Origin of the sequence: Pseudomonas bharatica, assembly GCF_048586865.1 — a bacterium.
In the GTDB taxonomy this organism is placed as follows: Bacteria; Pseudomonadota; Gammaproteobacteria; order Pseudomonadales; family Pseudomonadaceae; genus Aquipseudomonas; species Aquipseudomonas bharatica.
In genome coordinates this window covers 133,919-158,019 of the sequence record NZ_JBMAWR010000014.1, presented here as the reverse complement: position 1 = coordinate 158,019, position 24,101 = coordinate 133,919, and the positions used below count along the sequence as shown (strand labels likewise).

At 63.5% G+C, this 24,101-nt stretch carries 20 protein-coding genes; 1 reads left to right on the top strand and 19 read right to left on the bottom strand.

Annotated features, from left to right (window positions below; all coding sequences use genetic code 11):
* Positions 1-45 precede the first annotated feature (45 nt).
* The 3 genes from ACKLLE_RS17175 to secA form a co-directional block, all read right to left on the bottom strand.
* Positions 46-990: a Nudix family hydrolase gene (locus ACKLLE_RS17175; RefSeq protein ID WP_420058601.1), complete on the bottom strand. Its 945-nt coding sequence runs from the start codon at positions 988-990 to the stop codon at positions 46-48.
* Between the two features lie 61 nt (positions 991-1,051).
* Entirely contained in the window at positions 1,052-2,269 is a 1,218-nt protein-coding gene (argJ, locus tag ACKLLE_RS17170) for a bifunctional glutamate N-acetyltransferase/amino-acid acetyltransferase ArgJ (protein WP_064302461.1), read from the bottom strand.
* A gap of 120 nt (positions 2,270-2,389) precedes the next feature.
* On the bottom strand, positions 2,390-5,125 hold the full coding sequence (gene secA / locus ACKLLE_RS17165; protein WP_009396687.1) for a preprotein translocase subunit SecA: 2,736 nt from the start codon (positions 5,123-5,125) through the stop codon (positions 2,390-2,392).
* A 282-nt stretch (positions 5,126-5,407) separates the two neighbouring features.
* On the opposite strand from secA, the gene ACKLLE_RS17160 reads away from it, so the two are divergent.
* The gene (locus tag ACKLLE_RS17160; protein WP_064302460.1) at positions 5,408-5,872 is read left to right on the top strand and encodes a DUF721 domain-containing protein; all 465 of its coding nucleotides are present in this window, start codon (positions 5,408-5,410) and stop codon (positions 5,870-5,872) included.
* A gap of 163 nt (positions 5,873-6,035) precedes the next feature.
* Here ACKLLE_RS17160 and lpxC read toward each other — a convergent pair whose 3' ends face one another.
* The 16 genes from lpxC to mraZ all read right to left on the bottom strand — a co-directional run bounded on the left by lpxC (position 6,036) and on the right by mraZ (position 23,819).
* Complete coding sequence (lpxC, locus tag ACKLLE_RS17155) at positions 6,036-6,947, bottom strand: UDP-3-O-acyl-N-acetylglucosamine deacetylase (protein ID WP_009396681.1); 912 nt, start codon at positions 6,945-6,947, stop codon at positions 6,036-6,038.
* Positions 6,948-7,059: 112 nt separating this feature from the next.
* Positions 7,060-8,256 carry a cell division protein FtsZ gene (gene ftsZ / locus ACKLLE_RS17150; protein ID WP_009396678.1) on the bottom strand — a complete coding sequence of 399 codons (1,197 nt, stop codon included), beginning with the start codon at positions 8,254-8,256 and terminating at the stop codon, positions 7,060-7,062.
* A gap of 57 nt (positions 8,257-8,313) precedes the next feature.
* Positions 8,314-9,567, bottom strand: coding sequence for a cell division protein FtsA (gene ftsA / locus ACKLLE_RS17145; RefSeq protein ID WP_009396676.1), 1,254 nt, complete (start codon positions 9,565-9,567; stop codon positions 8,314-8,316).
* A 15-nt stretch (positions 9,568-9,582) separates the two neighbouring features.
* Complete coding sequence (locus ACKLLE_RS17140) at positions 9,583-10,452, bottom strand: cell division protein FtsQ/DivIB (RefSeq protein ID WP_009396675.1); 870 nt, start codon at positions 10,450-10,452, stop codon at positions 9,583-9,585.
* Between the two features lie 4 nt (positions 10,453-10,456).
* Complete coding sequence (locus ACKLLE_RS17135; protein ID WP_420058600.1) at positions 10,457-11,416, bottom strand: D-alanine--D-alanine ligase; 960 nt, start codon at positions 11,414-11,416, stop codon at positions 10,457-10,459.
* A complete protein-coding gene (gene murC, locus ACKLLE_RS17130) occupies positions 11,413-12,867 on the bottom strand; it encodes a UDP-N-acetylmuramate--L-alanine ligase (RefSeq protein ID WP_064302458.1) in 1,455 nt (484 codons plus the stop codon). The genes ACKLLE_RS17135 and murC overlap by 4 nt, the downstream gene beginning before the upstream one ends.
* Complete coding sequence (gene murG, locus ACKLLE_RS17125) at positions 12,860-13,939, bottom strand: undecaprenyldiphospho-muramoylpentapeptide beta-N-acetylglucosaminyltransferase (protein ID WP_420058598.1); 1,080 nt, start codon at positions 13,937-13,939, stop codon at positions 12,860-12,862. The genes murC and murG overlap by 8 nt, the downstream gene beginning before the upstream one ends.
* On the bottom strand, positions 13,929-15,146 hold the full coding sequence (gene ftsW / locus ACKLLE_RS17120; protein WP_064302456.1) for a putative lipid II flippase FtsW: 1,218 nt from the start codon (positions 15,144-15,146) through the stop codon (positions 13,929-13,931). The genes murG and ftsW overlap by 11 nt, the downstream gene beginning before the upstream one ends.
* Positions 15,143-16,489, bottom strand: coding sequence for a UDP-N-acetylmuramoyl-L-alanine--D-glutamate ligase (gene murD, locus ACKLLE_RS17115; protein ID WP_009396668.1), 1,347 nt, complete (start codon positions 16,487-16,489; stop codon positions 15,143-15,145). The genes ftsW and murD overlap by 4 nt, the downstream gene beginning before the upstream one ends.
* A gap of 5 nt (positions 16,490-16,494) precedes the next feature.
* Complete coding sequence (mraY, locus tag ACKLLE_RS17110; RefSeq protein ID WP_009396666.1) at positions 16,495-17,577, bottom strand: phospho-N-acetylmuramoyl-pentapeptide-transferase; 1,083 nt, start codon at positions 17,575-17,577, stop codon at positions 16,495-16,497.
* Positions 17,577-18,944, bottom strand: coding sequence for a UDP-N-acetylmuramoyl-tripeptide--D-alanyl-D-alanine ligase (locus ACKLLE_RS17105; protein WP_420058597.1), 1,368 nt, complete (start codon positions 18,942-18,944; stop codon positions 17,577-17,579). The genes mraY and ACKLLE_RS17105 overlap by 1 nt, the downstream gene beginning before the upstream one ends.
* Entirely contained in the window at positions 18,937-20,400 is a 1,464-nt protein-coding gene (locus tag ACKLLE_RS17100; RefSeq protein ID WP_420058596.1) for a UDP-N-acetylmuramoyl-L-alanyl-D-glutamate--2,6-diaminopimelate ligase, read from the bottom strand. The genes ACKLLE_RS17105 and ACKLLE_RS17100 overlap by 8 nt, the downstream gene beginning before the upstream one ends.
* Positions 20,400-22,130, bottom strand: coding sequence for a peptidoglycan D,D-transpeptidase FtsI family protein (locus tag ACKLLE_RS17095; RefSeq protein WP_009396660.1), 1,731 nt, complete (start codon positions 22,128-22,130; stop codon positions 20,400-20,402). The genes ACKLLE_RS17100 and ACKLLE_RS17095 overlap by 1 nt, the downstream gene beginning before the upstream one ends.
* On the bottom strand, positions 22,130-22,423 hold the full coding sequence (ftsL, locus tag ACKLLE_RS17090) for a cell division protein FtsL (protein WP_009396658.1): 294 nt from the start codon (positions 22,421-22,423) through the stop codon (positions 22,130-22,132). Before ftsL ends, ACKLLE_RS17095 begins: the two co-directional genes overlap by 1 nt.
* Positions 22,420-23,367 (bottom strand): 16S rRNA (cytosine(1402)-N(4))-methyltransferase RsmH, encoded by a 948-nt coding sequence (gene rsmH / locus ACKLLE_RS17085; RefSeq protein ID WP_064302453.1) that lies wholly within the window; start codon positions 23,365-23,367, stop codon positions 22,420-22,422. Before rsmH ends, ftsL begins: the two co-directional genes overlap by 4 nt.
* Complete coding sequence (mraZ, locus tag ACKLLE_RS17080) at positions 23,364-23,819, bottom strand: division/cell wall cluster transcriptional repressor MraZ (protein WP_009396653.1); 456 nt, start codon at positions 23,817-23,819, stop codon at positions 23,364-23,366. Before mraZ ends, rsmH begins: the two co-directional genes overlap by 4 nt.
* Positions 23,820-24,101: the final 282 nt, after the last annotated feature.

The following is a 24,101-nucleotide window of genomic DNA, read 5'->3' as shown; positions in this document are numbered from 1 at the left end:
CCCTGTGGGAGCCGGCGCTGCCGGCGATGAGGCCATCAACAACGATCAGGCTTCGGGCCAGAACGCGCGGATACCGGCAACACCCTGCGCACCGATCTGCCAGGCGCGCTCACGCTCGTTCGGGCCGACGCCACCGAGCAGGAACACCGGCTTGTTGAAGCCATCGATCATCTGCTGCGCCGCGTCCCAACCCAGCGGCTGAGCCTCGGGATGGGTCAGGGTCGCCTGCACCGGCGACAGGGTCACGAAGTCCACGCCCATCCGCTCGGCCAGCGCCAGTTCTTCAGCACTGTGGCACGACGCCGCCAGCCAGCGCTCCTTGGGGAAGGGCCGGCCATTGGGCGCATACTTGCGCAATTGCTCGGCAGTCAGGTGCCAGCCAGCAGACGGAAAGTCGCCCAGCCATTCCAGCGGCCCCTTGAGCATCAACTGCGCCTTGCCGGCGCAAAGGCCTACGGCATCGACCGCGACATCCCGATATTTCGGGTCGTACATGTTCGGCGCGCGCAATTGCACCAGCTTGATCCCGCCGGCAATCGCCTTCTGGATACCGCGCAGCAGGTGCGGGGCTTCCAGGTCGTCGGGGGTAATCAGGTAGTCGCCTGGCAAGCGCGCCGCCGCGACGATGGGCCGGTTGGCTTCGGGGAATTCGTATTGCCCCAGGTCCCGTGGCGATACCCAGGCCAGCGGCTGGCCCTCGGCGCCATGGGGCTCGCCGGTGAAGGCGTTGACCTCCCAGACGTCGAGCAGGACCTGCTTGTCCGGGTAGTCGTGCCTGATCTTGATCAGTGGCCGCGCGGCGCTTACCCCGATGCCCAGCTCTTCATGCAGCTCGCGGGCCAGGGCTGCCTCGACGGCCTCGCCGTCCTCGACCTTGCCCCCGGGAAACTCCCACAGGCCGCCCTGATGCTGGGTTTCGCCACGCCGGGCGATGAGAATACGGCCATCCGCGCCACGAATGACGGCGGCGGCGACATGAATCCGTTTCAACTTTGAACTCCGCTGATTGAGAGGATGCCGCCGTCTGGCCAGGCCAGGCGGCGGCGTTCGATCAGGTGCGGTATTCCGCGTTGATCTTCACGTACTCGTGGGACAGGTCGGTGGTCCAGATGGTCTCGCTGCACTGGCCACGGCCCAGCTCGATACGGATGGTGATTTCTTCCTGGGCCATGACCGCCGCGCCCTGGTCTTCGGTGTAGGTCGCGCTGCGGCCGCCCTTGGAGGCAATGCAGACGTTGTCCAGGTACACGTCGATCAGGCTGACGTCGAGGTTCGGAACGCCGGCACGGCCGACCGCCGCGAGGATACGGCCCCAGTTCGGATCGGAGGCGAAAAGCGCGGTCTTGATCAGTGGCGAGTGGGCGACGGCGTAGCCGACGTCCAGGCATTCCTGGTGGTTGCCACCGCCGTTGACCTGCACGGTGACGAACTTGGTGGCGCCTTCGCCGTCACGGACGATGGCCTGGGCCACTTCCATGCAGACTTCGAATACCGCCGTCTTCAGCGCTTCGAACAACGGGCCGCTGGCTTCGGTGATCTCGGCCACGTCGGCCTTGCCGGTGGCGATCAGCATGCAGCAGTCGTTGGTCGAGGTGTCGCCGTCGATGGTGATGCGGTTGAACGACTTGTTGGCGCCGTCCAGGATCAGGTCCTTGAGCACTGCCGGAGCGACCTTGGCGTCGGTGGCGATGTAGCCGAGCATGGTAGCCATGTTCGGGCGGATCATGCCCGCACCCTTGCTGATACCGGTGACGGTGATGGTCACGCCCTCATGCTGGAACTGACGGCTGGCGCCCTTGGGCAGGGTGTCGGTGGTCATGATGCCGGTGGCGGCTTCGGCCCAGTGGTTCTCGGACAAGTTGTCCAAGGCGGCCTGCAGGGCGCCTTCGATCTTCTCGACCGGCAGCGGCTCGCCGATCACACCGGTGGAGAACGGCAGCACGGCGCTGGCGTCGACGCCGGTCAGTTCGGCCAGTTTGGCGCAGGTGCGTTCCGCGGCCGCCAGGCCCGGGGCGCCGGTACCGGCGTTGGCATTACCGGTGTTGGTCAGCAGGTAACGCACGGTGCCCTGCACGCGCTGCTTGGCAATGATCACCGGGGCGGCGCAGAAGGCATTCAGGGTGAAAACGCCAGCGACACTGGAGCCTTCGGCACAGCGCATCACCACCACATCCTTGCGCCCCGGGCGCTTGATGCCCGCAGAGGCGATACCGAGTTCGAAACCGGGAACCGGGTGCAACGTTGGCAAAGGACCAAGACCAACAGCCATGAAAGCGCTCCTAGAAAAAATTCACCGCCGGCAATCCGACGGTGCTTGAGATGGAACAACGCCGCGACGGTGGAGACCGGTCGCGGCGCGGTGTTCAGGTTTCAGCGTGACACGGCTCGATCAGTTGATCTGCCCGTGGCAGTGCTTGAACTTCTTGCCGGAACCGCACCAGCACAGCTCGTTGCGGCCCAGTTTCTGGTCGTTGCGTACCGGCGCGGCGGCGACGGCGACTTCAGCGCCCTCCTCCAGCTGCTCGGCAGCTTCCAGGCCTGGCGCCGCGGCATGCTGGAACTGCATGCGCTGGGCCAGCTCCTCGGCTTCGCGGCGCAGACGGGCTTCTTCCTCGACCGGGTCCTCGCGGCGGACCTGGACATGGGAAAGCACGCGGATGGTGTCGCGCTTGATCGACTCCAGCAGTTCCTGGAACAGGGTGAACGACTCGCGCTTGTACTCCTGTTTCGGGTTCTTCTGGGCGTAGCCGCGCAGGTGGATACCGTGGCGCAGGTGGTCCATGGTCGACAGGTGGTCTTTCCACAGGTCGTCGAGGACGCGCAGCAGAATCTGCTTCTCGAAGGTACGCAGGGCTTCGGCGCCGGCGCTGTCTTCCTTCTCGTTGTAGGCGGTGACCAGCTCGTTGAGGACCTTCTCGCGCAGGGTCTCCTCGTACAGCTTGTCGTCTTCGTCGAGCCACTGCTGAATGGGCAGTTTCACCGCGAAGTCGCTGGCCAGGGATGCCTCCAGGCCGGCCACGTCCCACTGCTCGGGCAGCGATTGCGGCGGGATATGCTGGGCGAAGGTGGCGTCGAGGGTTTCCTGGCGGAACTCGGCGATGGTGTCGCCGATGTTCTCGGCAGCCAGCAGGCTGTTGCGCATGTGGTAGATCACCTTGCGCTGTTCGTTGGCTACGTCGTCGAACTCCAGGAGCTGCTTGCGGATGTCGAAGTTGCGACCTTCGACCTTGCGCTGCGCCTTCTCGATGGCGTTGGTCACCATGCGGTGCTCGATGGCCTCGCCGGACTGCATGCCCAGGGCCTTCATGAAGTTCTTCACCCGGTCGGAGGCGAAGATGCGCATCAGGCTGTCTTCCAGGGACAGGTAGAAGCGGCTCGAACCCGGGTCGCCCTGGCGACCGGAACGACCACGCAGCTGGTTGTCGATACGGCGCGACTCGTGGCGCTCGGACGCGATCACGTGCAGACCGCCGGATTCGATCACCTGCTGGTGACGCTTCTGCCAGTCGGCCTTGATCTGGGCGATCTGCTCGGGCGTCGGGTTTTCCATGGAAGCCACTTCGACTTCCCAGTTGCCGCCCAGCAGGATGTCGGTACCGCGACCGGCCATGTTGGTAGCGATGGTCAGCGCGCCGGGACGACCGGCCTGGGCGATGATCTCGGCTTCCTTCTCGTGGTACTTGGCGTTCAGGACCTTGTGGTCGATACCTTCCTTCTTGAGCAGGTTGGACATGTGCTCGGAGGTTTCGATGGTTGCCGTACCGACCAGGACAGGACGGCCGGAGGCCATGCTTTCCTTGATGTCGGCGATGATCGCGGCGTATTTCTCGTCGGCGGTCAGGTACACCAGGTCGTTGAAGTCCTTGCGCGCCAGCGGCTTGTTCGGCGGGATGACCATAACGTTGAGGTTATAGATCTGGGCGAACTCGAAGGCTTCGGTGTCGGCGGTACCGGTCATGCCGGACAGCTTGGTGTAGAGGCGGAAGTAGTTCTGGAAGGTGGTCGAGGCCAGCGTCTGGCTTTCGGCCTGGATATTCAGGTTTTCCTTCGCTTCGATGGCCTGGTGCAGGCCTTCGGAGAGACGACGGCCCGGCATGGTACGGCCGGTATGTTCGTCGATCAGCAGGACCTGGCCGTCCTGGACGATGTACTCGACGTTGCGGTGGAACAGCTTGTGCGCACGCAGGCCGGCGTAGACGTGGGTCAGCAGGCCAAGGTTGTGCGCGGAGTAGAGGCTCTCGCCCTCGGCCAGCAGGCCGACCTGGGTGAGCATCTCCTCGATGAACTGGTGACCGGCTTCGTTGAGTTCGACCTGGCGGCTCTTCTCGTCGATCTTGAAGTGGCCTTCCTGGGTGACCTGGCCTTCCACTTCCTCGATGTGCTGGGTCAGGCGCGGGATCAGCTTGTTGATCTCGATGTACAGCTTGGAGCTGTCTTCGGCCTGGCCGGAAATGATCAGCGGGGTACGGGCTTCGTCGATCAGGATGGAGTCGACTTCGTCGATCACGGCGAAATTCAGCTCGCGCTGGAATTTCTCTTCCAGGCTGAACGCCATGTTGTCGCGCAGGTAGTCGAAACCGAATTCGTTGTTGGTGCCGTAGGTGATGTCGGCGGCGTAGGCGGCGCGCTTCTCTTCCGGCGGCTGGAACGGGGTGACGACGCCTACGGTCAGGCCGAGGAATTCGTACAGCGGACGCATCCAGTTGGCGTCGCGACGGGCCAGGTAGTCGTTGACCGTGACCACGTGCACGCCCTTGCCGGACAGCGCATTGAGGTAGACACCGAGGGTTGCCACGAGGGTCTTGCCCTCACCGGTGCGCATTTCCGCGATCATGCCTTCGTGCAAGGTCATGCCGCCGATCAACTGCACATCGAAGTGGCGCATGCCCATGATCCGCTTGCCGGCCTCGCGCGCGACGGCGAAGGCTTCCGGCAGGAGCTGGTCGAGGGTCTCGCCTTTGGCCAGGCGCTCTTTGAACTCGGGGGTCTTGGCCCGCAGCTGTTCATCGGAGAGGGCCACCATCTGCTCTTCGAAGGCATTGACGATCTGGACCGTCTTGAGCATGCGTTTGACTTCACGCTCGTTCTTGCTTCCAAAAAGTTTCTTTAACAAAGGCGCAAACATATCGGCAGGATCTTCCACACATAGGGATGGAGGGCGGCCCCGTGAAGTCGCCCGTGCAGCCCTTATTGGCCGCATGCGAACGAGCATTCTACCCGGAAACGATGGTGAGGAAAGTGGTGGAGTTCCACGATGCTGGCACAGCGCTGTGACGGGGGCTTTTTTACAATAAGGGCTTTTTCGCCAACTTCAACCCGCGTGGGTCAAGATTCATGTGGATAGCGGCTCTCCAGCCCTGCGCGGGCGATCTGTTAAGATGCGCGGATCGTCTTTGCAGGTGTCATCATGGCCTACCGCCCCTCTCCCGCCCGCGCGCCCGGCACGCTGTTGCGCGAGGCCCGTCCGCTCAAGGCGCTGTTCAACCAGGCGCAGCGCCTGGCGCAGTTGCAGCGCCTGGTGGAAAGCCAGTTGCAGCCGGCTGCGCGGGAGCATTGCCGGGTGGCGACCTGGCGCGAAGGTACCCTGACGCTGGTGGTCACCGACGGGCATTGGGCAACACGCCTGCGCTACCAGCAGAAGCGCCTGCAACGCCAGTTGCAGCAACTGGATGCCTTCGTGAACCTGAACCGGATCCTGTTCAAGGTGCAGCCGGTGGCCACTACTCCGCGCCCGCCCAGCCACGTTATCGATATCTCGGACAAGTCGGCGGAAACCATCCAGGCCACGGCGCAGGGGATCAGTGATCCGAACCTGCGTGCGGCGCTGGAGCGCCTGGCGAGCCATCGCAAGAGCAATAAAGACAATTCATAAAGCGACACGGACCCTGTGGGAGCGGGTTTACCCGCGATTACGGTGGTGAAGTCACTATCGCAATCGCGGGTGAACCCGCTCCCACAGGGCCCGCGTTGTGTTTTCGAGATGTATAAAAAAGGCCGCCCGAGGGCGGCCTTCAAACTAGAGAGAGTATTCGAGCTTATACAGCGGCAACCGGACGCATGTAGGAGATCGGTGCGGTGCTGGCGTCTTCGAAAGTCACGACTTCCCACGCATCGGTTTCTTCGATCAGCTTGCGCAGCAGCTGGTTGTTCAGCGCGTGACCGGACTTGAAGCCGCGGAACTCGCCGATCAGGCTGTTGCCCAGCAGGTAGAGGTCGCCGATGGCATCGAGGATCTTGTGCTTGACGAATTCGTCTTCATAGCGAAGGCCGTCCTCGTTCAATACACCGTCCTTGTCCACCACGATGGCGTTCTCGACGCTGCCGCCGAGGGCGAGGTTGTGCTTGCGAAGGTACTCGATGTCGCTCATGAACCCGAAGGTGCGGGCGCGACTGACTTCCTTCACGAACGAGGTGCTGGAAAAGTCGACGCTGGCGCTTTGGGTACGGTTGCGGAACACCGGGTGGTCGAAATCGATCTCGAAACTCACCTTGAACCCGTCGAAAGGCAGGAAAGTGGCGCGCTTGTCGCCGTCTTGCACTGTCACTTCACGCAGGATGCGGATGAATTTCTTCGGCGCGTCCTGTTCTTCCAGGCCGGCGGATTGAATCAGGAATACGAAGGGGCCTGCGCTACCGTCCATGATCGGGACTTCGGAGGCGGAGAGCTCGACGTAGGCGTTATCGATGCCCAGGCCAGCCATGGCCGAGAGCAGGTGCTCAACCGTGTCTACCTTGGTATCGCCGTTGACCAGCGTGGTCGACATGGTGGTCTCGCCGACGTTTTCCGCACGGGCAGGGATATGCACCACGGGGTCGAGGTCGGCTCGGCAAAATACGATGCCGGTATCCACAGGCGCAGGTTTCAGGGTCAGGTATACCTTTTCCCCGGAGTGCAGGCCGACACCTGTGGCACGGATGATATTTTTCAGGGTGCGTTGTTTAATCATGGCATTGGCCGCTTCAGCACAGATTGCGAACTGGTATCAACAAAGGCTGGGGATGATAACAGACCCAACCTTTGCTGAACACCAATCACCCTAATACCCCTGATAAATTCCATCAATCGGCCTGACGACGCAGGAATGCCGGGATGTCCAGGTAATCCAGGTCGTCCTGAGGATTGAGCTTGGCAGCCGCTGCCGCACCGGCGTGGGTCTGGTTGCGCATCACGGTCGGACGCTCCAGGTCACGGTAGTTGACCGCAGGCTGCTCGTTGCGCACCGGTGCCGGAGCCGGGGTGGAAACCTGGGCAGCCGCGCTTTGCAGGGTGTTGTCGATGACCTTCACAGGCTTCTCGATCTTGGCACCCAGGCCGGTAGCGACCACGGTGACGTGCAGCTCGTCGCGCATGTCCGGATCGATCACGGTACCGACCTTGACCATCGCGTGGTCGGAGGCGAACGCCTCGATGATGCTACCCACGTCGGAGTACTCACCCAGCGACAGGTCCGGACCGGCAGTGATGTTGACCAGGATGCCGCGGGCGCCCTGCAGGTTGACGTCTTCGAGCAGCGGGTTGCGGATCGCCGCTTCGGTGGCTTCACGCGCACGGTTCGGACCGCTGGCGCAGCCGGTACCCATCATCGCCATGCCCATTTCGCTCATCACGGTACGCACGTCGGCGAAGTCGACGTTGATCATGCCCGGACGCTTGATGATGTCGGAGATACCGCGCACGGCACCGGCCAGAACGTCGTCCGCCTTGGCGAAGGCCGACAGCAGACTGGCGTCCTTGCCGAGGATGGTCAGCAGTTTTTCGTTGGGGATGGTGATCAGCGAGTCGACGCTGTCGGCCAGCGAGCGGATGCCTTCATCGGCGATCTGCATGCGCTTGCGGCCTTCGAACGGGAACGGACGGGTCACCACCGCAACGGTGAGGATGCCCAGTTCCTTGGCCACTTCGGCGATGATCGGCGCAGCACCGGTACCGGTACCACCACCCATGCCGGTAGTGATGAAGACCATGTTGGTGCCCTGCAGCACTTCGGCGATACGCTCGCGGTCTTCCAGTGCGGCCTGGCGGCCGATTTCCGGATTGGCACCCGCGCCCAGGCCCTTGGTCACACCGGTACCCAGTTGCAGAATGGTGCGCGCACCGATGTTTTTCAGGGCCTGAGCATCGGTGTTGGCGCAGATGAATTCGACGCCTTCGATGTTGCTCTTGACCATGTGGTTGACGGCGTTGCCACCGCCGCCACCGACGCCGATCACTTTGATGACCGGACTTTGCGGGACGTTGTCTACGAGCTCGAACATTTTCCCTCTCCTTTCAGTTCTCTAGTTTTTTGCGCCTACCACTACTGCTTTTGAAACTTAGAAGTTTCCCTGGACCCAACGCTTGAAGCGCTCAAGCACCGGGGCCTTCGGTTCATCGCCATAGCTGTCGTTTCTGATACCTGGCACTGGCACGCCGTCGGACTGTTTCTGCAGGCCATAGGTCAGCAGGCCAACGCCAGTGGAATAGATCGGGTTGCGAACCACGTCGCTCAGCCCCCGAACGCTGTGTGGTACGCCGAGGCGTACCGGCATATGGAAGATTTCCTCGGCCAGTTCGACCGCGCCTTCCATCTTCGAGGTACCACCGGTCAGGACGATGCCCGCTGGTACCAGGTCCTCGTAACCGCTACGGCGCAGCTCCGCCTGGATCAAGGTGAACAGCTCGTCGTAGCGCGGCTCGACCACCTCGGCCAGGGCCTGGCGCGACAGCTCGCGCGGCGGACGGTCGCCGACGCTCGGCACCTTGATGGTTTCGCCGGCACCGGCCAGCTTGGCCAGGGCGCAGGCGTAGCGAATCTTGATTTCCTCGGCGTACTGGGTCGGCGTACGCAGGGCCATGGCGATGTCGTTGGTCACCTGGTCGCCGGCGATCGGGATCACCGCGGTATGACGGATCGCGCCTTCGGTGAAGATGGCGATGTCGGTGGTGCCGCCGCCGATATCCACCAGGCACACGCCCAGCTCTTTCTCGTCATCGGTGAGCACCGAGTAGGCCGAGGCCAGTTGCTCGAGGATGATGTCGTCGATTTCCAGGCCGCAGCGGCGCACGCACTTCTCGATGTTCTGCGCCGCGTTGACTGCGCAGGTCACCACATGGACCTTGGCTTCCAGGCGCACGCCGGACATGCCCAGCGGCTCGCGCACGCCTTCCTGGTTATCGATCACGTAGTCCTGCGGCAGGGTGTGCAGCACGCGCTGGTCGGCCGGAATCGCCACGGCCTGGGCCGCGTCCAGTACCCGTTCCAGGTCCGCGGTGCTGACTTCGCGATCGCGGATCGCCACGATGCCGTGGGAGTTCAGGCTGCGGATGTGATTGCCGGCCACGCCGACGAAGGCCGAGTGGATCCGGCAGCCAGCCATCAGCTGCGCCTCTTCGACGGCACGCTGGATCGACTGCACGGTGGACTCGATATTGACCACCACGCCTTTTTTCAACCCGCGCGATGGATGGGTGCCGATACCGACGATCTCCAGGGTGCCGTCGGCGGCGACTTCGCCTACCAGTGCAACCACCTTGGACGTGCCGATATCCAGCCCGACGATCATTTTGCCGCTATGCGCATTTGCCATGGGTCCTGCCTCTCTCTAATTCTTCGCCACGGCGGGTTGGGCCGCGGGCTGTGCAATCGGTTCCCGCCAGCCAACGGCAAGGCCGTTGGCGTAACGCAGATCGATGCGGGCGATGTTCGTGATCTGTTCTTTGAGCGTCTTGTTGTAGATGGCAATGAAACGGCGCATTTTTTCCACCAGGTGGTCGCGCCCCAGCAGCAGTTCGATACCCGGGCCGGCACTGCCGGCGCCGGTGGTGAGGAACCAGCTGCCCCGCTCGCGCAGCTCCAGGCGGGCGATCGAGAAACCCAGGGGGCGCAACATCTGGTTGAGAACCTGATATTGCTGCATCACTTGTTGCTGAGCGCGCTGCGGCCCGAAAAGCTGCGGCAGGTGCTCGTAGTTCGCCAGTTCGCGCGGGGTGAAGGCCTGGCCCTGGTTGTTGAGCAAGGCGTCCTCGCCCCAGCGCGCCACCGGCAACTGTTCTTCCAGGCGAATCACCACTTCGTCCGGCCAAACCCGACGTACTTCGGCATGGGCGATCCAGGGCATCTGCTCCAGTTCGGTACGCATGCTCGCCAGGTCGACGGTGAAGAAACTCGCCGCGACATAAGGGGCAATACGCTGCTGCACCGCCTGCTGGCTGATGTAGCTGAGGTCGCCCTGCACGGCGATCTTGGTGATCGGCCGGTCGGCGTAGGGCATCAGGCGCTGCGCGCCTTCGTAGGCGCCAAAGCCCGCGACGACCAGCAGCACGGGCCACAGCAGCTTCTTGAAGATGCTGAAGTTCGGCTTGGGCAGGCGCGCCGACAGTGGCTCCTTGGCCACCATCCGGCTGGCACCACGCGGCACCGGCTTGTTACGGCCGGGGGCGGGTTGCTGATGACGTAACATCGCGCCTTGCATGGGCTTAACCTCGCGCCTCGACACTGGCCGCCAGGATCGCCAGCACCAACTGCTGGAAATCGAGGCCGGCCGCACGTGCCGCCATGGGCACCAGGCTATGGTCGGTCATGCCTGGTGCGGTGTTGACTTCAAGCAGCCAGAAGCGGCCCTGCTCGTCCTGCATTACATCCACCCGGCCCCAGCCAGCGATGCCGATGGCGTCGCAGGCGCGGGCGGTGAGGTCGATCAATTCCTGTTCCTTGGCTGCATCCAGGCCACACGGGATCCGGTATTGGGTATCGGAAGCCAGGTACTTGGCGTCGTAGTCGTAGAACGAATGCGGGGTGCCCAAGGCGATCGGCGGCAGAACCTGGTCACGCAGCACCGCCACGGTGAACTCCGGACCCTGGATCCACTGCTCGACCAAGACTTGCGAATCGTAATTGGCGGCGTCTTTCCAGGCCGCGATCAATTCCGCGACGCTGGACACTTTCGCCATACCGATACTGGAACCTTCATGGGCCGGTTTGACGATCAACGGGAAGCCCAGTTCCGCGCCTGCGCAAATACAGTCGGCTTCACTGGCCAGCACGGCATGGCGCGGGGTCGGGATGCCCAGGCTCTGCCACACCTGCTTGGTACGCAACTTGTCCATGGCCAGGGCCGAGGCGAGGATGCCGCTGCCGGTGTAGGGAATGCCCAGGCACTCCAGCAGGCCCTGCATGCTGCCATCTTCGCCGCCACGGCCGTGGAGGATGATGAAGGCGCGGTCGATCTTCTCGGTCTGCAGGCGGGCCAGCAGGTCGTCACCGACATCGATGGCAACCACGTCGACTCCGGCGCCTTGCAGCGCGTCGATCACCGCGGCACCGGATTTCAGCGAGACTTCGCGCTCGGCGCTCTTGCCGCCATAGAGCACGGCGACACGGCCGAAATCTTTCGGGGCGATCGTGGAATGCAGCTTGGCGTAGGCTTCGGCAGTCATTTCGCTTTCTCCTGACTGGTACCTGCACCAGCGAACAGCGGACTCTTCAACAGTTGTGGCGCGAGGCCACCGATATCACCGGCACCCTGGCACAGCAGGATGTCGCCGGCACGCAGCAACGGCTTGACCAGAGGCGCAAGTTCGATGCCGCGCTCGATGTAGATCGGATCGAGCTGACCGCGCTGGCGAATGCTGTGGCACAGCTGACGGCTGTCGGCGCCCGGAATCGGCTCTTCGCCCGCCGGGTAGACTTCCATCAGCAGCAGCACATTGGCGTCGGCCAGGACCTGGACGAAATCGTCGTAGAGGTCGCGGGTGCGGCTGTAGCGGTGCGGCTGGTAGACCATGACCAGGCGACGCTCCGGCCAGCCGCCGCGCACGGCCTTGATTACCGCGGCAACCTCGGTCGGGTGATGACCATAGTCGTCCACCAGCATCACGCTGCCGCCTTCCACCGGCAGTTCGCCGTAGACCTGGAAGCGTCGGCCGACACCCTGGAAACCGGAAAGGCCCTGGACGATGGCCTCGTCGCTGATGCCCTCGTCGGTGGCGATGGCGATGGTCGCCAGGGCGTTGAGCACGTTGTGGTTACCCGGCATGTTCACCGACACATCCAGCGGCGCACGGTCACGGCGCAGCACGGTGAAGTGGGTCTGCATGCCCGACTGGCGCACGTTGATCGCGCGCACGTCGGCTTCTTCGCTGAAGCCGTAGGTCACTGCCGGGCGCTTGACCAGCGGCAGGATCTCGCGAACCACCGGGTCATCCAGGCAGACCACGGCCAGGCCGTAGAACGGCAAGTTGTGCAGGAACTCGACGAAGGTTTTCTTCAGCTTGTTGAAGTCGCCTTCATAGGTGGCCATGTGGTCGGCGTCGATATTGGTGACCACCGCGACCAATGGCTGCAGATGCAGGAAGCTGGCATCGCTCTCGTCGGCTTCGGCGATCAGGTAGCGGCTGGTGCCGAGCTGGGCATTGGTACCCGCAGCGTTCAGCCGACCACCGATGACGAAGGTAGGGTCCAGGCCGCCTGCGGCGAAGACCGAGGCCAGCAGGCTGGTGGTGGTGGTCTTGCCATGGGTACCGGCAACGGCGATGCCATGGCGGTAGCGCATCAGTTCGGCCAGCATCTCGGCACGCGGCACTACCGGAATGCGCCGCTCCAGGGCGGTGGCAACTTCCGGGTTGGCCGTGTTGATGGCGCTGGACACCACCAGCACATCGGCGCTGGCGGCGTTCTCGGCGCGGTGGCCGATGAAGATCTCGGCACCGAAGGACTTCAGGCGCTCGGTAACGGGCGACTCCTTGAGGTCGGAACCGGACACCTGGTAGCCCAGGTTCAGCAGTACTTCGGCGATCCCGCACATGCCCACGCCGCCGATACCGACGAAGTGGATGCGACGGATACGGCGCATTTCAGGCTGGGGCATGGCTTTCTGGTTCTCAACCATGGGCCACCTCCAGGCAGATATCGACCACGGTGCGGGTTGCAGCGGGCTTGGCCAGGCGTCGTGCGGTGGCGGCCATGGTGTCGAGTTTTTCCGGTTGCATCAGCACCTCGTTCAGGCGTTCAGCGAGCTGCGCTGCGCCAGTTGTCGCTTGCGGCATCAGGAAGGCGGCGCCTTCGCGTGCCAGATAATGGGCGTTGTGGGTCTGGTGGTCGTCGATGGCATGGGGCAAGGGCACCAGCAGCGACGGCAGTCCCGCGGCGGCCAGCTCGCTGACGGTCAGCGCGCCGGCACGGCATACCACCAGGTCGGCCCAGCCATAGGCCTGGGCCATGTCCTTGATGAACGGTTCTACCTGAGCCTCGACCCCCGCGTCGCGATAACGCTGGGCGGTGACCTGGTCGTGATTCTTTCCGGCCTGGTGGAACACCTCGGGCCGCAGGCTTTCCGGCACCAGGGCCAGGGCCTGGGGCAACAGCTTGTTCAGCGGCTCGGCGCCCAGGCTGCCGCCCAGTACCAGCAGGCGTGCCCGACGTCCCGGCAGGGCCTGGCGCACAGGCTCCAGGAACAGTTCGGCACGTACCGGGTTACCGGTGGTGCGGCGCTTGGCACTGGCCCCGAAGGTGTCCGGGAAGGCTTCGCAGACCCGTCCAGCCAGCGGCACCAGCAGACGGTTGGCGGTACCGGCACGGGCATTCTGCTCGTGGATCACCACCGGCACGCCGCATAGCCTGGCAGCCACGCCGCCTGGACCGGTGACATAGCCACCGAAGCCGACCACGCAGACCGGCTTGACCTGATGGATGATCCGCCGCGCCTGGAGCACCGCCTTGACCAGGGTGAACGGCGCCTTGAGCAGTGACAGCTTGCTCTTGCCACGCAGCCCGGTGACGTTGATCAGGTGCAGTTGCAGGCCGGCCTGCGGTACCAGTTCGTTCTCGATGCCGCGTGGCGTTCCCAGCCAGTGCACGGTGAAACCGCGCGCCTGGAATTCCCGGGCGCAAGCCAGCGCCGGGAACACATGGCCGCCGGTTCCGCCGGCCATGATCAATACGTTCTTGCCGTCAGCGGCCATGATGGGTCGGCTCCTCGGCAAAATCGTTTTCGTTGAATTCGTGTTCCTCGCTGCCCAGGTGAGTACGGCTCTCCCATTCGATGCGCAGGAGCAACCCGACGCAGGCACAGCAGATCACCAGCGAGCTGCCGCCATAGCTGAGGAACGGCAGGGTCAGGCCCTTGGTCGGCAGCAGGCCGACGTTCACTCCGATGTTGATCAGGAACTGGCCGATCCACAGGAAGGCCAGGCCAAAGGCCACATAGGCGGCGAAGAACTGCTTGGCCTTTTCCGCCCACAGGCCGATGTACAGCGCGCGCACGGTGACGAAGACGAACAGGGCAACGGTCAGCAGCGAGCCGACCACGCCCAGCTCTTCGGCCAGCACCGAGAACACGAAGTCGGTATGCGCCTCCGGCAGGTAGAACTGCTTCTGCACGCTGTTGCCCAGGCCGACGCCGAACCACTCGCCACGGCCGAAGGCAATCAGCGCCTGGGTCAGCTGGTAGCCGGAACCGAACTGGTCGGCCCAGGGGTCGGTGAAGGTGATCAGGCGGGCCATCCGGTACGGCTGGGCCTGCACCAGAACGAACACCGCGCCTACCGCCAGCACCACCATCAGGCCGAAGCGGAACAACCCCACGCCGCCGAGGAACAGCATCGCCGCCGCCGAGCCCATCATCACTACCGTGGCGCCGAAGTCCGGCTCCATCAGCAACAGGCCGGCCATGGGCAGGAGGACGATGAACGGCTTGAAGAAGCCCATCCAGCTTTCACGTACTTCCTGCTGGCGCCGCACCAGGTAACCGGCGAGGTAGACGACCACGAAGACCTTGGCGATTTCAGAAGGCTGGACGTTGAAGAAGCTGAAGCCGATCCAGCGCATCGAACCGTTCACTTCACGCCCGATACCCGGGATCAGTACCGCCACCAGCAGGCCGAAGGCACCGATCAGCATCAGGAAGCCCATGCGCTGCCAAGTGGAGATCGGCACCATCATGGTGACGATGCAGGCACCCACGCCGAGACCGACGTAAATCAGGTGGCGGAACATGTGGTAAAGCGGATTGCCCGACTGCGCCGCGGCGACTTCCGACGACGCCGAGGTAATCATCACCAGGCCCAGACCGAGCAATGCCAGGCACCCGACCAGGAACGGGAAATCCAGGTCGATGCCACGGCCGCTGATCAGCGGCGACGGATAGGGCTTGATGGCGCCGAAGATCATGCCAGTTCTCCTGCGGCCTGGGCGAACAGGCGCCCACGCTCCTCGAAGTTCTTGAACATGTCGAGGCTGGCGCAAGCCGGGGACAGCAGCACGGCGTCGCCGGACCGGGCCAGTTCGGCAGCTTTCTGCACAGCGTCCTCGAGGGTCTTGACCCGAACCAGTGGCACGCTGTCGCCCAGGGCTTCGGCCAGCAGTTCGGCATCGCGGCCGAGCAGGACCACGGCACGGCAATGTTCGCCGACCGGCGCACGCAGGGCGGAGAAGTCCGCACCCTTGCCGTCGCCGCCGGCGATCAGTACCAGCTTGCCGTCGATATCGGCACCCAGGCCTTCGATGGCGGCCAGCGCCGCGCCAACGTTGGTGGCCTTGGAGTCGTCGTAGTAATTGACACCGTTCAGCTCGCGGACCCACTGGCAACGATGGGCCAGGCCGGCGAAGCTGCGCAGGCTTTCCAGCATGGCCTCGAACGGCAGGCCGACGGCATGCCCGAGGGCCAGCGCGGCAAGGGCGTTGGACTGGTTGTGCGCACCGCGGATCTTCAGTTCGCGAACCGGCATCAGGTTGCGGAATTCGAAGGCCAGATATTTCTCGCCGTTTTCTTCGCGCAGGCCGAAGGCCTTGAAGTCAGGCGTATTCAGGCCGAAGGTCCAGCAGGGCTGGCCTTCCACCGGCAGCGGACGGCTCAGGGCGTCCTGACGGTTGACCACGACCTGGCGAGCGCCACGGAAGATCCGGTGCTTGGCCAGGTGGTAGGCCGGCAGGCCGCTGTAGCGGTCCATGTGGTCTTCGCTGACATTGAGCACGGTGGCCACTTCGGCATTGAGCTGGTCGGTGGTTTCCAGTTGGAAGCTCGACAGCTCCAGCACGTACAGCTCGACGTCGTCACCGAGCAGGTCAAGGGCCGGAGTGCCGAGATTGCCACCCACCGCCACGCGCTTGCCCGCCGCTGCGGCCATCTCGCCGACCAGGGTGGTCACGGTGCTCTTGGCGTTGGAACCGCTGATGGCCACGATTGGCGCCTTCGCGTTACGCGCGAACAGCTCGATATCGCCGGAGAGCTTGACGCCACGGGCGGCAGCCTGCTGCAGGGCCGGGGTGGCCAGGGCCAGCCCGGGGCTCACGTACAGCTCGTCGGCGCGGCAGAGGAAGTCCACGTCCAGCTCACCGCAGCGCACTTCGACCTGCGGATAGTCGCGACGCAGGGTCGCCAGCTCCGGAGGGTTCTCGCGCGTGTCGGCGACCGCAAACGCAATGCCCCGGTTCGCCAGGAAGCGAACCAGGGACATGCCGCTCTTGCCGAGGCCGACAACGATGCGGAAGTGGTCAGTTGCGATCAAGGACACGCGTTCTACCTCAGTTTCAGGGTTGCCAGGCCGATCAACACGAGAATAACGGTGATGATCCAGAAGCGGACGATCACGCGCGGCTCGGGCCAGCCCTTGAGTTCAAAGTGGTGATGGATCGGCGCCATGCGGAATACGCGCTTGCCGGTCAGCTTGAACGACGCGACCTGGATGACCACCGACAGGGTCTCCATGACGAACACGCCGCCCATGATGAACAGGACGATTTCCTGGCGAACGATCACGGCGATGGTGCCCAGCGCTGCGCCCAGTGCCAGGGCACCGACGTCGCCCATGAAGACCTGGGCCGGATAGGTGTTGAACCAGAGGAAACCGAGGCCGGCGCCGATCAGCGCGCCGCAGAACACGATCAGCTCGCCTGCGCCCGGAACGTAGGGAATCAGCAGGTATTCGGCGAATTTCACGTTGCCCGACAGGTAGCAGAAGATGCCCAGGGCACCGCCTACCAGCACGGTTGGCAGGATCGCCAGGCCATCAAGGCCGTCGGTCAGGTTGACCGCGTTGCTCGAGCCGACGATGACGAAATAGGTCAGCACGACGAAACCGACGCCCAGGGGAATGGTGACGTCCTTCAGCATCGGCACGATCAGGGTGGTTTCGACGCTGGTCGGTGCGGTCATATAAAGGAAGATCGCCGCGCCCAGGCCGAATACCGACTGCCAGAAATACTTCCAGCGGCTCGGCAGGCCGCGGGAGTTCTTCTCGATCACCTTGCGGTAGTCGTCGACCCAGCCGATGGCGCCGAACAGCATGGTGACGATCAGCACCACCCACACGTAACGGTTGCTCAGGTCGGCCCAGAGCAGGGTGCTCACGCCGATGGCGGAAAGGATCAGCGCCCCGCCCATGGTCGGGGTGCCGGACTTGGACAGGTGCGATTGCGGGCCGTCGTTACGCACGGCCTGGCCGATCTGGCGGATCTGCAGGGTACGGATCATCCACGGGCCCAGCCACAGGGCCAGCGACAACGCGGTCAGTACGCCCAGGATTCCGCGCAGGGTCAGGTACTGGAAGACCGCGAAGCCCTTGTAGAACTGTTGCAGATACTCGGCCAACAGCAGCAGCATTAATGTTTCTCCCCGCTGGAATCGCACAGGGCCGCCACGACGTTTTCCATCGCAGCGCTGCGCGAACCCTTGATCAAAATAGTGGTGTTGACCGCCTGCTCGCCGCGAACGGCAGCGATCAGGTCAGCTTGATTGGTGAAATGGCGGGCATTCTGGCCAAAGGCCTTGACCGCATGGGCCATCATCGGACCTACGGCATACAGCGCCGAAACCTTGCCCCTGGCGTAGTCCCCGACCTCGCGGTGGCCCTCTTCGGCCCACTGGCCCAACTCACCGATATCCCCGAGCACCAGGACGGTGCGGCCGGAAAAGCCGGCGAGTATATCAATGGCCGCGCACACGGAGGTCGGGTTTGCGTTGTAGGTGTCATCGATCACACGGATGCCGCCGGGCGCGACCTGGGCGACGCCGCGGCCCTTGACCGGTTGCACGGTGTTCAGTCCCTCGGCGATGCCCTCCAGCGCGACACCGAAGGTCTGCGCGGCGGCGGCGGCGGCCAGGGCGTTGGCGATGTTGTGGGTGCCCAGCAGGTTGAGCTGGATCGCCACCTGGCCTTGCGGTGCGTGCAGGATGAACGACGGGCAACCGCGTTCGTCCTGGGCGATATCGCTGGCATAGAAGTCGGCGGCGGTGCTGGTCAGGGCAAAGCTCAGCACGGCGTGTTTCCCGGCGCGCTGTTTCCATATGCCAAAGGCCTTGTCGTCCAGGTTCAATACCGCGACACCACCCTCCTCCAATCCTTCGAGGATCTCGCCCTTGGCTTCGACAATCTTCTCCGGCCCACCGAACTCGCCGACATGAGCCGTGCCCGCGTTGTTGATCAGCACCACTTGAGGCCGGGTCAGGCCAACGGTGTAGCGAATTTCACCAATGTGGTTGGCGCCCAGCTCGATGACGGCGGCGCTGTGTTCAGGGCCGAGCTCGAGCAGGGTCAACGGGGCGCCGAGATCGTTGTTCAGGTTGCCCCGGGTCATCAGCACCGGGCCCCGGGTGCCAAGGATGCTGGCAAGCATTTCCTTGACCGTGGTCTTGCCGCTGGAGCCGGTGATCGCTACCACCGGATGCTTGAAGGCGCGACGATTCAGCGCGCCGAGTTGCCCCAGGGCCAGTCGGGTATCCGCCACCAGCAGTTGCGGCAGGCTGGAACCCGGAACCTCACGCTCCACCAGCGCCGCAACGGCGCCCTTGGCCGCTACTTCGTCGAGGTAGTCGTGGCCGTCGAAACGCGGCCCGGCCAAAGCGATGAACAATTGCCCCGGCGCGATCTTGCGGCTGTCGATGCTGACGCCATCGAAACGCGCATCGGCGCCCAGCAGGCGCCCCTGCAACGGTTCGGTCAACTGGCTCAGGGACAGGGGTTCAAGCATGAGAAGCCTCCCAGACTGCAAGCGCCTTTTCGGCTTCAACAAGATCGGAAAAATCGTGACGTTCGCCGTTGATTTCCTGGTAGTCCTCGTGGCCTTTGCCAGCGAGGACGATGACGTCGTCGACGCCGGCAGCGGCGATCACACGAGCGATCGCCTCACCACGGCCGGGGATGAACTGCGCGGCATCCGCCTTGGAGAAGCCAGGGCGGATATCGTCGAAGATGGCCTGAGGATCTTCGCTACGCGGGTTGTCGTCGGTGACCACCACCTGATCGGCCAGGCGTTCGGCCAGTTCCGCCATCAGTGGGCGCTTGCCGCGATCACGGTCACCGCCGCAGCCGAACAGGCAGGTCAACTGGCCACGGGCATGCGGGCGCAGGGCTTCGAGGACCTTTTCCAGGGCATCCGGGGTGTGGGCGTAATCGACCACCACCAACGGCTTGCTGCCACCGCCGAGGCGCTGCATGCGGCCGACAGGGCCTTCGAGCTTCGCGGTGACCTTCAGAATTTCATCCAGCGGATGATCCATCGCCAATAGGGTGCCGACCGCCGCCAGCATATTGCTCAGGTTGAACCGACCGAGCAGACGGCTGCGCAGCATGTGCTCGCCTTGCGGCGTTACCAACACGGCGCGCACGCCATCATCGTCGAAGCTGGCTTCGCGGCAATAAAGGGTGGCTGCCGGGTCTTTCAGGCTATAGCTGATCAGCCGCGACTCGCGCGCTTCGGCGGCCAGTTCGCGACCGAAATCGTCATCCAGATTGACCACCCGGCAACGCAGGTTCGACCAGGCGAAGAGCTTCGCCTTGGCTGCCTTGTAGGCTTCCATGCTGCCGTGATAGTCGAGATGGTCGCGGGACAGGTTGGTCATCACCACGATATCGAAAGCCAGTGCGGCAACCCGCCCTTGCTCCAATGCATGGGACGACACTTCCATGGCCACGGCCCGCGCGCCGGCCTTCTTCAGGTCATTGAGGGTCGATTGCACGGCGAGCGGATCGGGCGTGGTCAGGCGGCCGCTTTGCAGCGCACCGTAGAAGCCGGTACCGAGGGTGCCGATCAGGCCGCAACGCTGGCCCAGCAGGTCGAGGGCCTGGGCGACCAGTTGGGTCACGCTGGTCTTGCCGTTGGTGCCGGTAACACCTACCAGTTCGAGCAGACGGCTAGGCTCGCCATAGAAGCGTCCGGCGATATCCGACAACTGCGCGACCAGGCCCTTGACCGGAATCAACGGCGCATCGGTGATCGGCAATACCTTGGCACCCTGCACTTCATAGGCAACTGCCGCCGCGCCGCGCTTGAGCGCATCGACAATATGGTCGCGACCATCGACCTTGGCACCCGGCACAGCCAGGAACAGGTCGCCGGGGCGGACATTGCGGCTGTCCAGGGTCAGTTCGCGAATCAGCGGATCGCTGCTGGCATTGGCGAACAATTTACTCAATGGCATCGTCATCAACCGCGCCCTCCTTTGGCGGGCGCAGCGGCATCGGCCTGCTGCGTGGCAACCGGCAGATTATCCGGCGGTACGTTCATCAGGCGCAGGGTGCCCGACATGACCTTGCTGAACACCGGCGCGGAAACCAGGCCACCGAAGTAACCGCCCTTGCTCGGTTCGTCGATCACCACGACGATGGCATAGCGTGGATCGCTCATCGGCCCGAAACCGGCGAACAACGAGCGGTAGGCATTTTCGGTGTAGCCCTTGGAACCGATGGTGGCCTTGCGCGCGGTACCCGACTTGCCAGCGACATGATACGAAGGCACCTGCGCGCGGAACACGCCACGCGGCGCCTCGATCACCTGCTGCAACATCTGCTGGATGGTTTCCGCGGTTTCCTTCGGCACCACCTGGGTCGATTCCGGCGCCTTGTCCACCTTGAGAATGCTCAACGGCACCATCTTGCCGTCATTGGCCAGCGCGGCGTAGGCATGCACCAGTTGCAGCGCAGTGACAGACACGCCGTAGCCGTAGGAAAGCGTCGCGGTTTCCGCCTTGCGCCACTCGCGGTGGTTCGGCAGGTTGCCGACGCGTTCGCCCGGGAAGCCAAGGCCGGTGTATTGACCCAGGCCCAACTGCGACATCACCCGGTAGATGGCCTCGCCACCGATATCGAAGGCGATCTTCGACATGCCGACGTTACTGGAGTTGATCAGGATGCCGGTCAGGTCGAGGATCGGCCCCTCGGTCTTGGAAACGTCGCGAATCGTGTAGCGGCCCAGTTGCAGGGTGCCGGGATAGACCTCGACCTTGTCGGTCGGCTTCCAGCGACCACTCTGCAGCGCGGCACTCATGGACAGCGGCTTGACCGTCGAACCCGGCTCGAACACATCGATGATCGCGCGGTTGCGCATCGCCGCCGGGAACATGCTGCGACGATTGTTCGGGTTGTAGGTAGGCTGGTTGACCATGGCCAGGACTTCGCCGGTCTTCACGTCCATGATCACCAGGCTGCCGGCTTTCGCTTCCTGCTCGGCGATGGCGTTGCGCAGCTCGCGGGTGGCCAGGTATTGCAGGCGCAGGTCAATCGACAACGCCAAGGTCTTCCCTGCCTTGGCGTTCTTGGTGACCTGGACATCCTTGATCAAGCGGCCGCGTCGGTCCTTGATCACCTGGCGCTTGCCGGGCACGCCGGCCAGCCACTCGTCATAGGCAAGCTCCACGCCCTCGCGACCGTGGTCGTCGAGGTCGGTGAAGCCGACCATATGCGCGGCCACATCGCCGGCTGGATAGAAACGGCGGAATTCCTCGATGCCGTAGACACCAGGAACCTTCAGGTCGAGAACCGCCTGCCCCTGCTCGGGAGTCAGGCCACGGACCAGGTAGATGAACTCCTTGTTCGCCTGTTGCTCCAGACGTTCGGTGAGTTGCTTGGGGTTCTGCCCGAGCGCTGTTGCCAATGCCCCCCAACGCTCCTTGGAGCCCTGCATTTCCTTGGGGTTGGCCCACAACGTGGTGACCGGCGTACTGACCGCCAGGGGCTCGCCGTTGCGGTCGGTGATCAGGCCGCGGTGTGCAGGAATGGGGATATGCCGCATGCTGCGTGCATCGCCCTGGCTTTTCAGGAAGTCGCGATCGACCACCTGCAGATCGATGATCTGCCAGGTAATGGCTCCGACCATCAAGGCGAGCAAGCCCAGCACCACCCGGAAGCGCCAGGGGTACAGGGCGCCTTCGAGCTTCATCATGGCGCCACCATCCGCACTTCGTCAGCCGCGGGGATGCGCATCTTCAACTGCTCGCTGGCGAGGTTTTCGATACGGCTATGGGCAGTCCAGGTGCTTTGCTCGAGAATCAGCCGGCCCCACTCGGCCTGGGCCTTGTCGCGTTCGTTGAGCTCGCCGTAAAGCGTATTGAGCAGTTGCCGGTTCCAATGCGCGCTATAGGACACCGCGACCGAGGATACGAGCACGCCGATGAACAGCAGAAGCATCAGGAAGCTTCCGCCTGGCAGGGGTTTGGCATAGAGCCTGCTCACCGAAGCTTCTCCGCCACACGCATGACCGCGCTGCGCGACCGCGGGTTGGCCTTGAGTTCGGCATCGGACGCGAACTGCGCCTTGCCGATCAGCTTGATCTTCGGCTCGAACGGCTTGTGCTGTACTGGCAGGTTGCGCGGCAGATTATCCTGCTCGCCCTTGGCCAGCTTGCGCATGAAAAGCTTGACGATGCGGTCTTCGAGGGAATGGAAGCTGATCACCGCCAGGCGGCCACCGACTTCCAGCGCATCCAGGGCCGCGTCGAGGCCAGCCTCGAGGTCGCCCAGCTCGTTGTTGACATGGATGCGCAGGCCCTGGAATGCACGGGTCGCCGGGTTCTTGCCTTTTTCCCAGGCAGGGTTGGCGACCTTGAGCACTTCGGCCAGGTCGGAGGTACGGGTGAACGGCTGCTCCTCGCGGCGCAGGACCACGGCACGGGCCATGCGCCTGGCGAAGCGCTCTTCGCCATATTCCTTGAATACGCGGGCGATCTCCTCCTCGGGAGCCGTCGCGATGAATTCGGCGGCGCTGAAACCACGGGTCGGGTCCATGCGCATGTCCAGCGGGCCGTCATTCAGAAAGCTGAAGCCGCGCTCAGGGTCGTCCAGTTGTGGCGAGGACACGCCGAGGTCGAGCAGCACGCCACTGACCTTGCCGGCCAGCCCGCGCTCGGCCACTTCGGAACCCAGCTCGGCAAAACTGCGCTGCACAATGACAAAGCGGCCGTCTTCGGCCGCCAGCGCTTGCCCGGTGGCAATCGCTTGAGGATCCTTGTCGAACCCCAGGAGGCGGCCATTCGGTCCAAGCTTTTGCAGTATGAGTCGGCTGTGCCCGCCGCGACCGAACGTGCCATCCAGATAGCAGCCATCCGCGCGCACGGACAGAGCCTCGACGGCTTCGTCCAGAAGTACGGTGATGTGGTTAAAGCCGCTATCGATAGTCACAGGATCAGATCACGCAGTTCATCGGGCATGGCACCCGGTTGTTGAATGGCTGCCAGATCCGCTGCGGAAACAGCGTTCCAGGCATCCTCGTCCCACAGTTGGAATTTGTTCAGTTGACCCACCAGCATCGCGCGCTTGTCGAGCTTCGCGTATTCGCGCAAACGCGGCGGAACCAGAAAACGTCCACTGCCGTCGAGCTCGAGATCCACCGCATTACCTATCAACAAGCGCTGCAGGCGGCGGTTCTCTTCACGCAACGACGGCAAGGCGCGCAATTTCGCTTCGATCAGTTCCCACTCGTCCAGCGGGTATACACATAAGCAGGGATCCACAGCGTCGATCGTCACGATCAATTGCCCCGAGCTACGTGAATCAAGCTCGTCACGGTACCGGCTCGGCATGGCGAGACGGCCCTTGGCGTCGAGATTGATTGCGTTTGCTCCGCGGAACACGGCTGCGCTTCCCTAAATGTTAGCTTTTTTGTGTCTGAAAACCCACTTCATGCCACTTTCTGCCACTTGCGCACACTATAGGAATCCGCCCACCGCACCGTCAAGGCGCGCATATAAGGAAAACCCTTACAGATCGGAGATTTAGCGTAACAAGGGCAGGCATCAGGCTACTTGGAAGGGATTTCCGGAAGGAAAAAGCGATTGCACTCAGACGAATAGAGCGCGAAGTTAAAGTAATTTATTAAGAGTAAGACTTTTTTGATATTACCGAAGCGGCTTCTG

What these genes read in the sequence shown, in the direction of transcription:
- ACKLLE_RS17160 (WP_064302460.1), top strand. Translation starts at nt 5,408, where the DNA reads ATGGCCTACCGCCCCTCTCCCGCCCGCGCGCCCGGCACGCTGTTGCGC.
- ftsZ (WP_009396678.1), bottom strand. Translation starts at nt 8,256, where the DNA reads ATGTTCGAGCTCGTAGACAACGTCCCGCAAAGTCCGGTCATCAAAGTG.
- secA (WP_009396687.1), bottom strand. Translation starts at nt 5,125, where the DNA reads ATGTTTGCGCCTTTGTTAAAGAAACTTTTTGGAAGCAAGAACGAGCGT.
- ACKLLE_RS17100 (WP_420058596.1), bottom strand. Translation starts at nt 20,400, where the DNA reads ATGACGATGCCATTGAGTAAATTGTTCGCCAATGCCAGCAGCGATCCG.
- ACKLLE_RS17105 (WP_420058597.1), bottom strand. Translation starts at nt 18,944, where the DNA reads ATGCTTGAACCCCTGTCCCTGAGCCAGTTGACCGAACCGTTGCAGGGG.
- ftsW (WP_064302456.1), bottom strand. Translation starts at nt 15,146, where the DNA reads ATGATCTTCGGCGCCATCAAGCCCTATCCGTCGCCGCTGATCAGCGGC.
- lpxC (WP_009396681.1), bottom strand. Translation starts at nt 6,947, where the DNA reads ATGATTAAACAACGCACCCTGAAAAATATCATCCGTGCCACAGGTGTC.
- mraY (WP_009396666.1), bottom strand. Translation starts at nt 17,577, where the DNA reads ATGCTGCTGCTGTTGGCCGAGTATCTGCAACAGTTCTACAAGGGCTTC.
- ACKLLE_RS17140 (WP_009396675.1), bottom strand. Translation starts at nt 10,452, where the DNA reads ATGCAAGGCGCGATGTTACGTCATCAGCAACCCGCCCCCGGCCGTAAC.
- ACKLLE_RS17095 (WP_009396660.1), bottom strand. Translation starts at nt 22,130, where the DNA reads ATGAAGCTCGAAGGCGCCCTGTACCCCTGGCGCTTCCGGGTGGTGCTG.
- murC (WP_064302458.1), bottom strand. Translation starts at nt 12,867, where the DNA reads ATGGTTGAGAACCAGAAAGCCATGCCCCAGCCTGAAATGCGCCGTATC.
- murG (WP_420058598.1), bottom strand. Translation starts at nt 13,939, where the DNA reads ATGGCCGCTGACGGCAAGAACGTATTGATCATGGCCGGCGGAACCGGC.
- argJ (WP_064302461.1), bottom strand. Translation starts at nt 2,269, where the DNA reads ATGGCTGTTGGTCTTGGTCCTTTGCCAACGTTGCACCCGGTTCCCGGT.
- ftsA (WP_009396676.1), bottom strand. Translation starts at nt 9,567, where the DNA reads ATGGCAAATGCGCATAGCGGCAAAATGATCGTCGGGCTGGATATCGGC.
- ACKLLE_RS17135 (WP_420058600.1), bottom strand. Translation starts at nt 11,416, where the DNA reads ATGACTGCCGAAGCCTACGCCAAGCTGCATTCCACGATCGCCCCGAAA.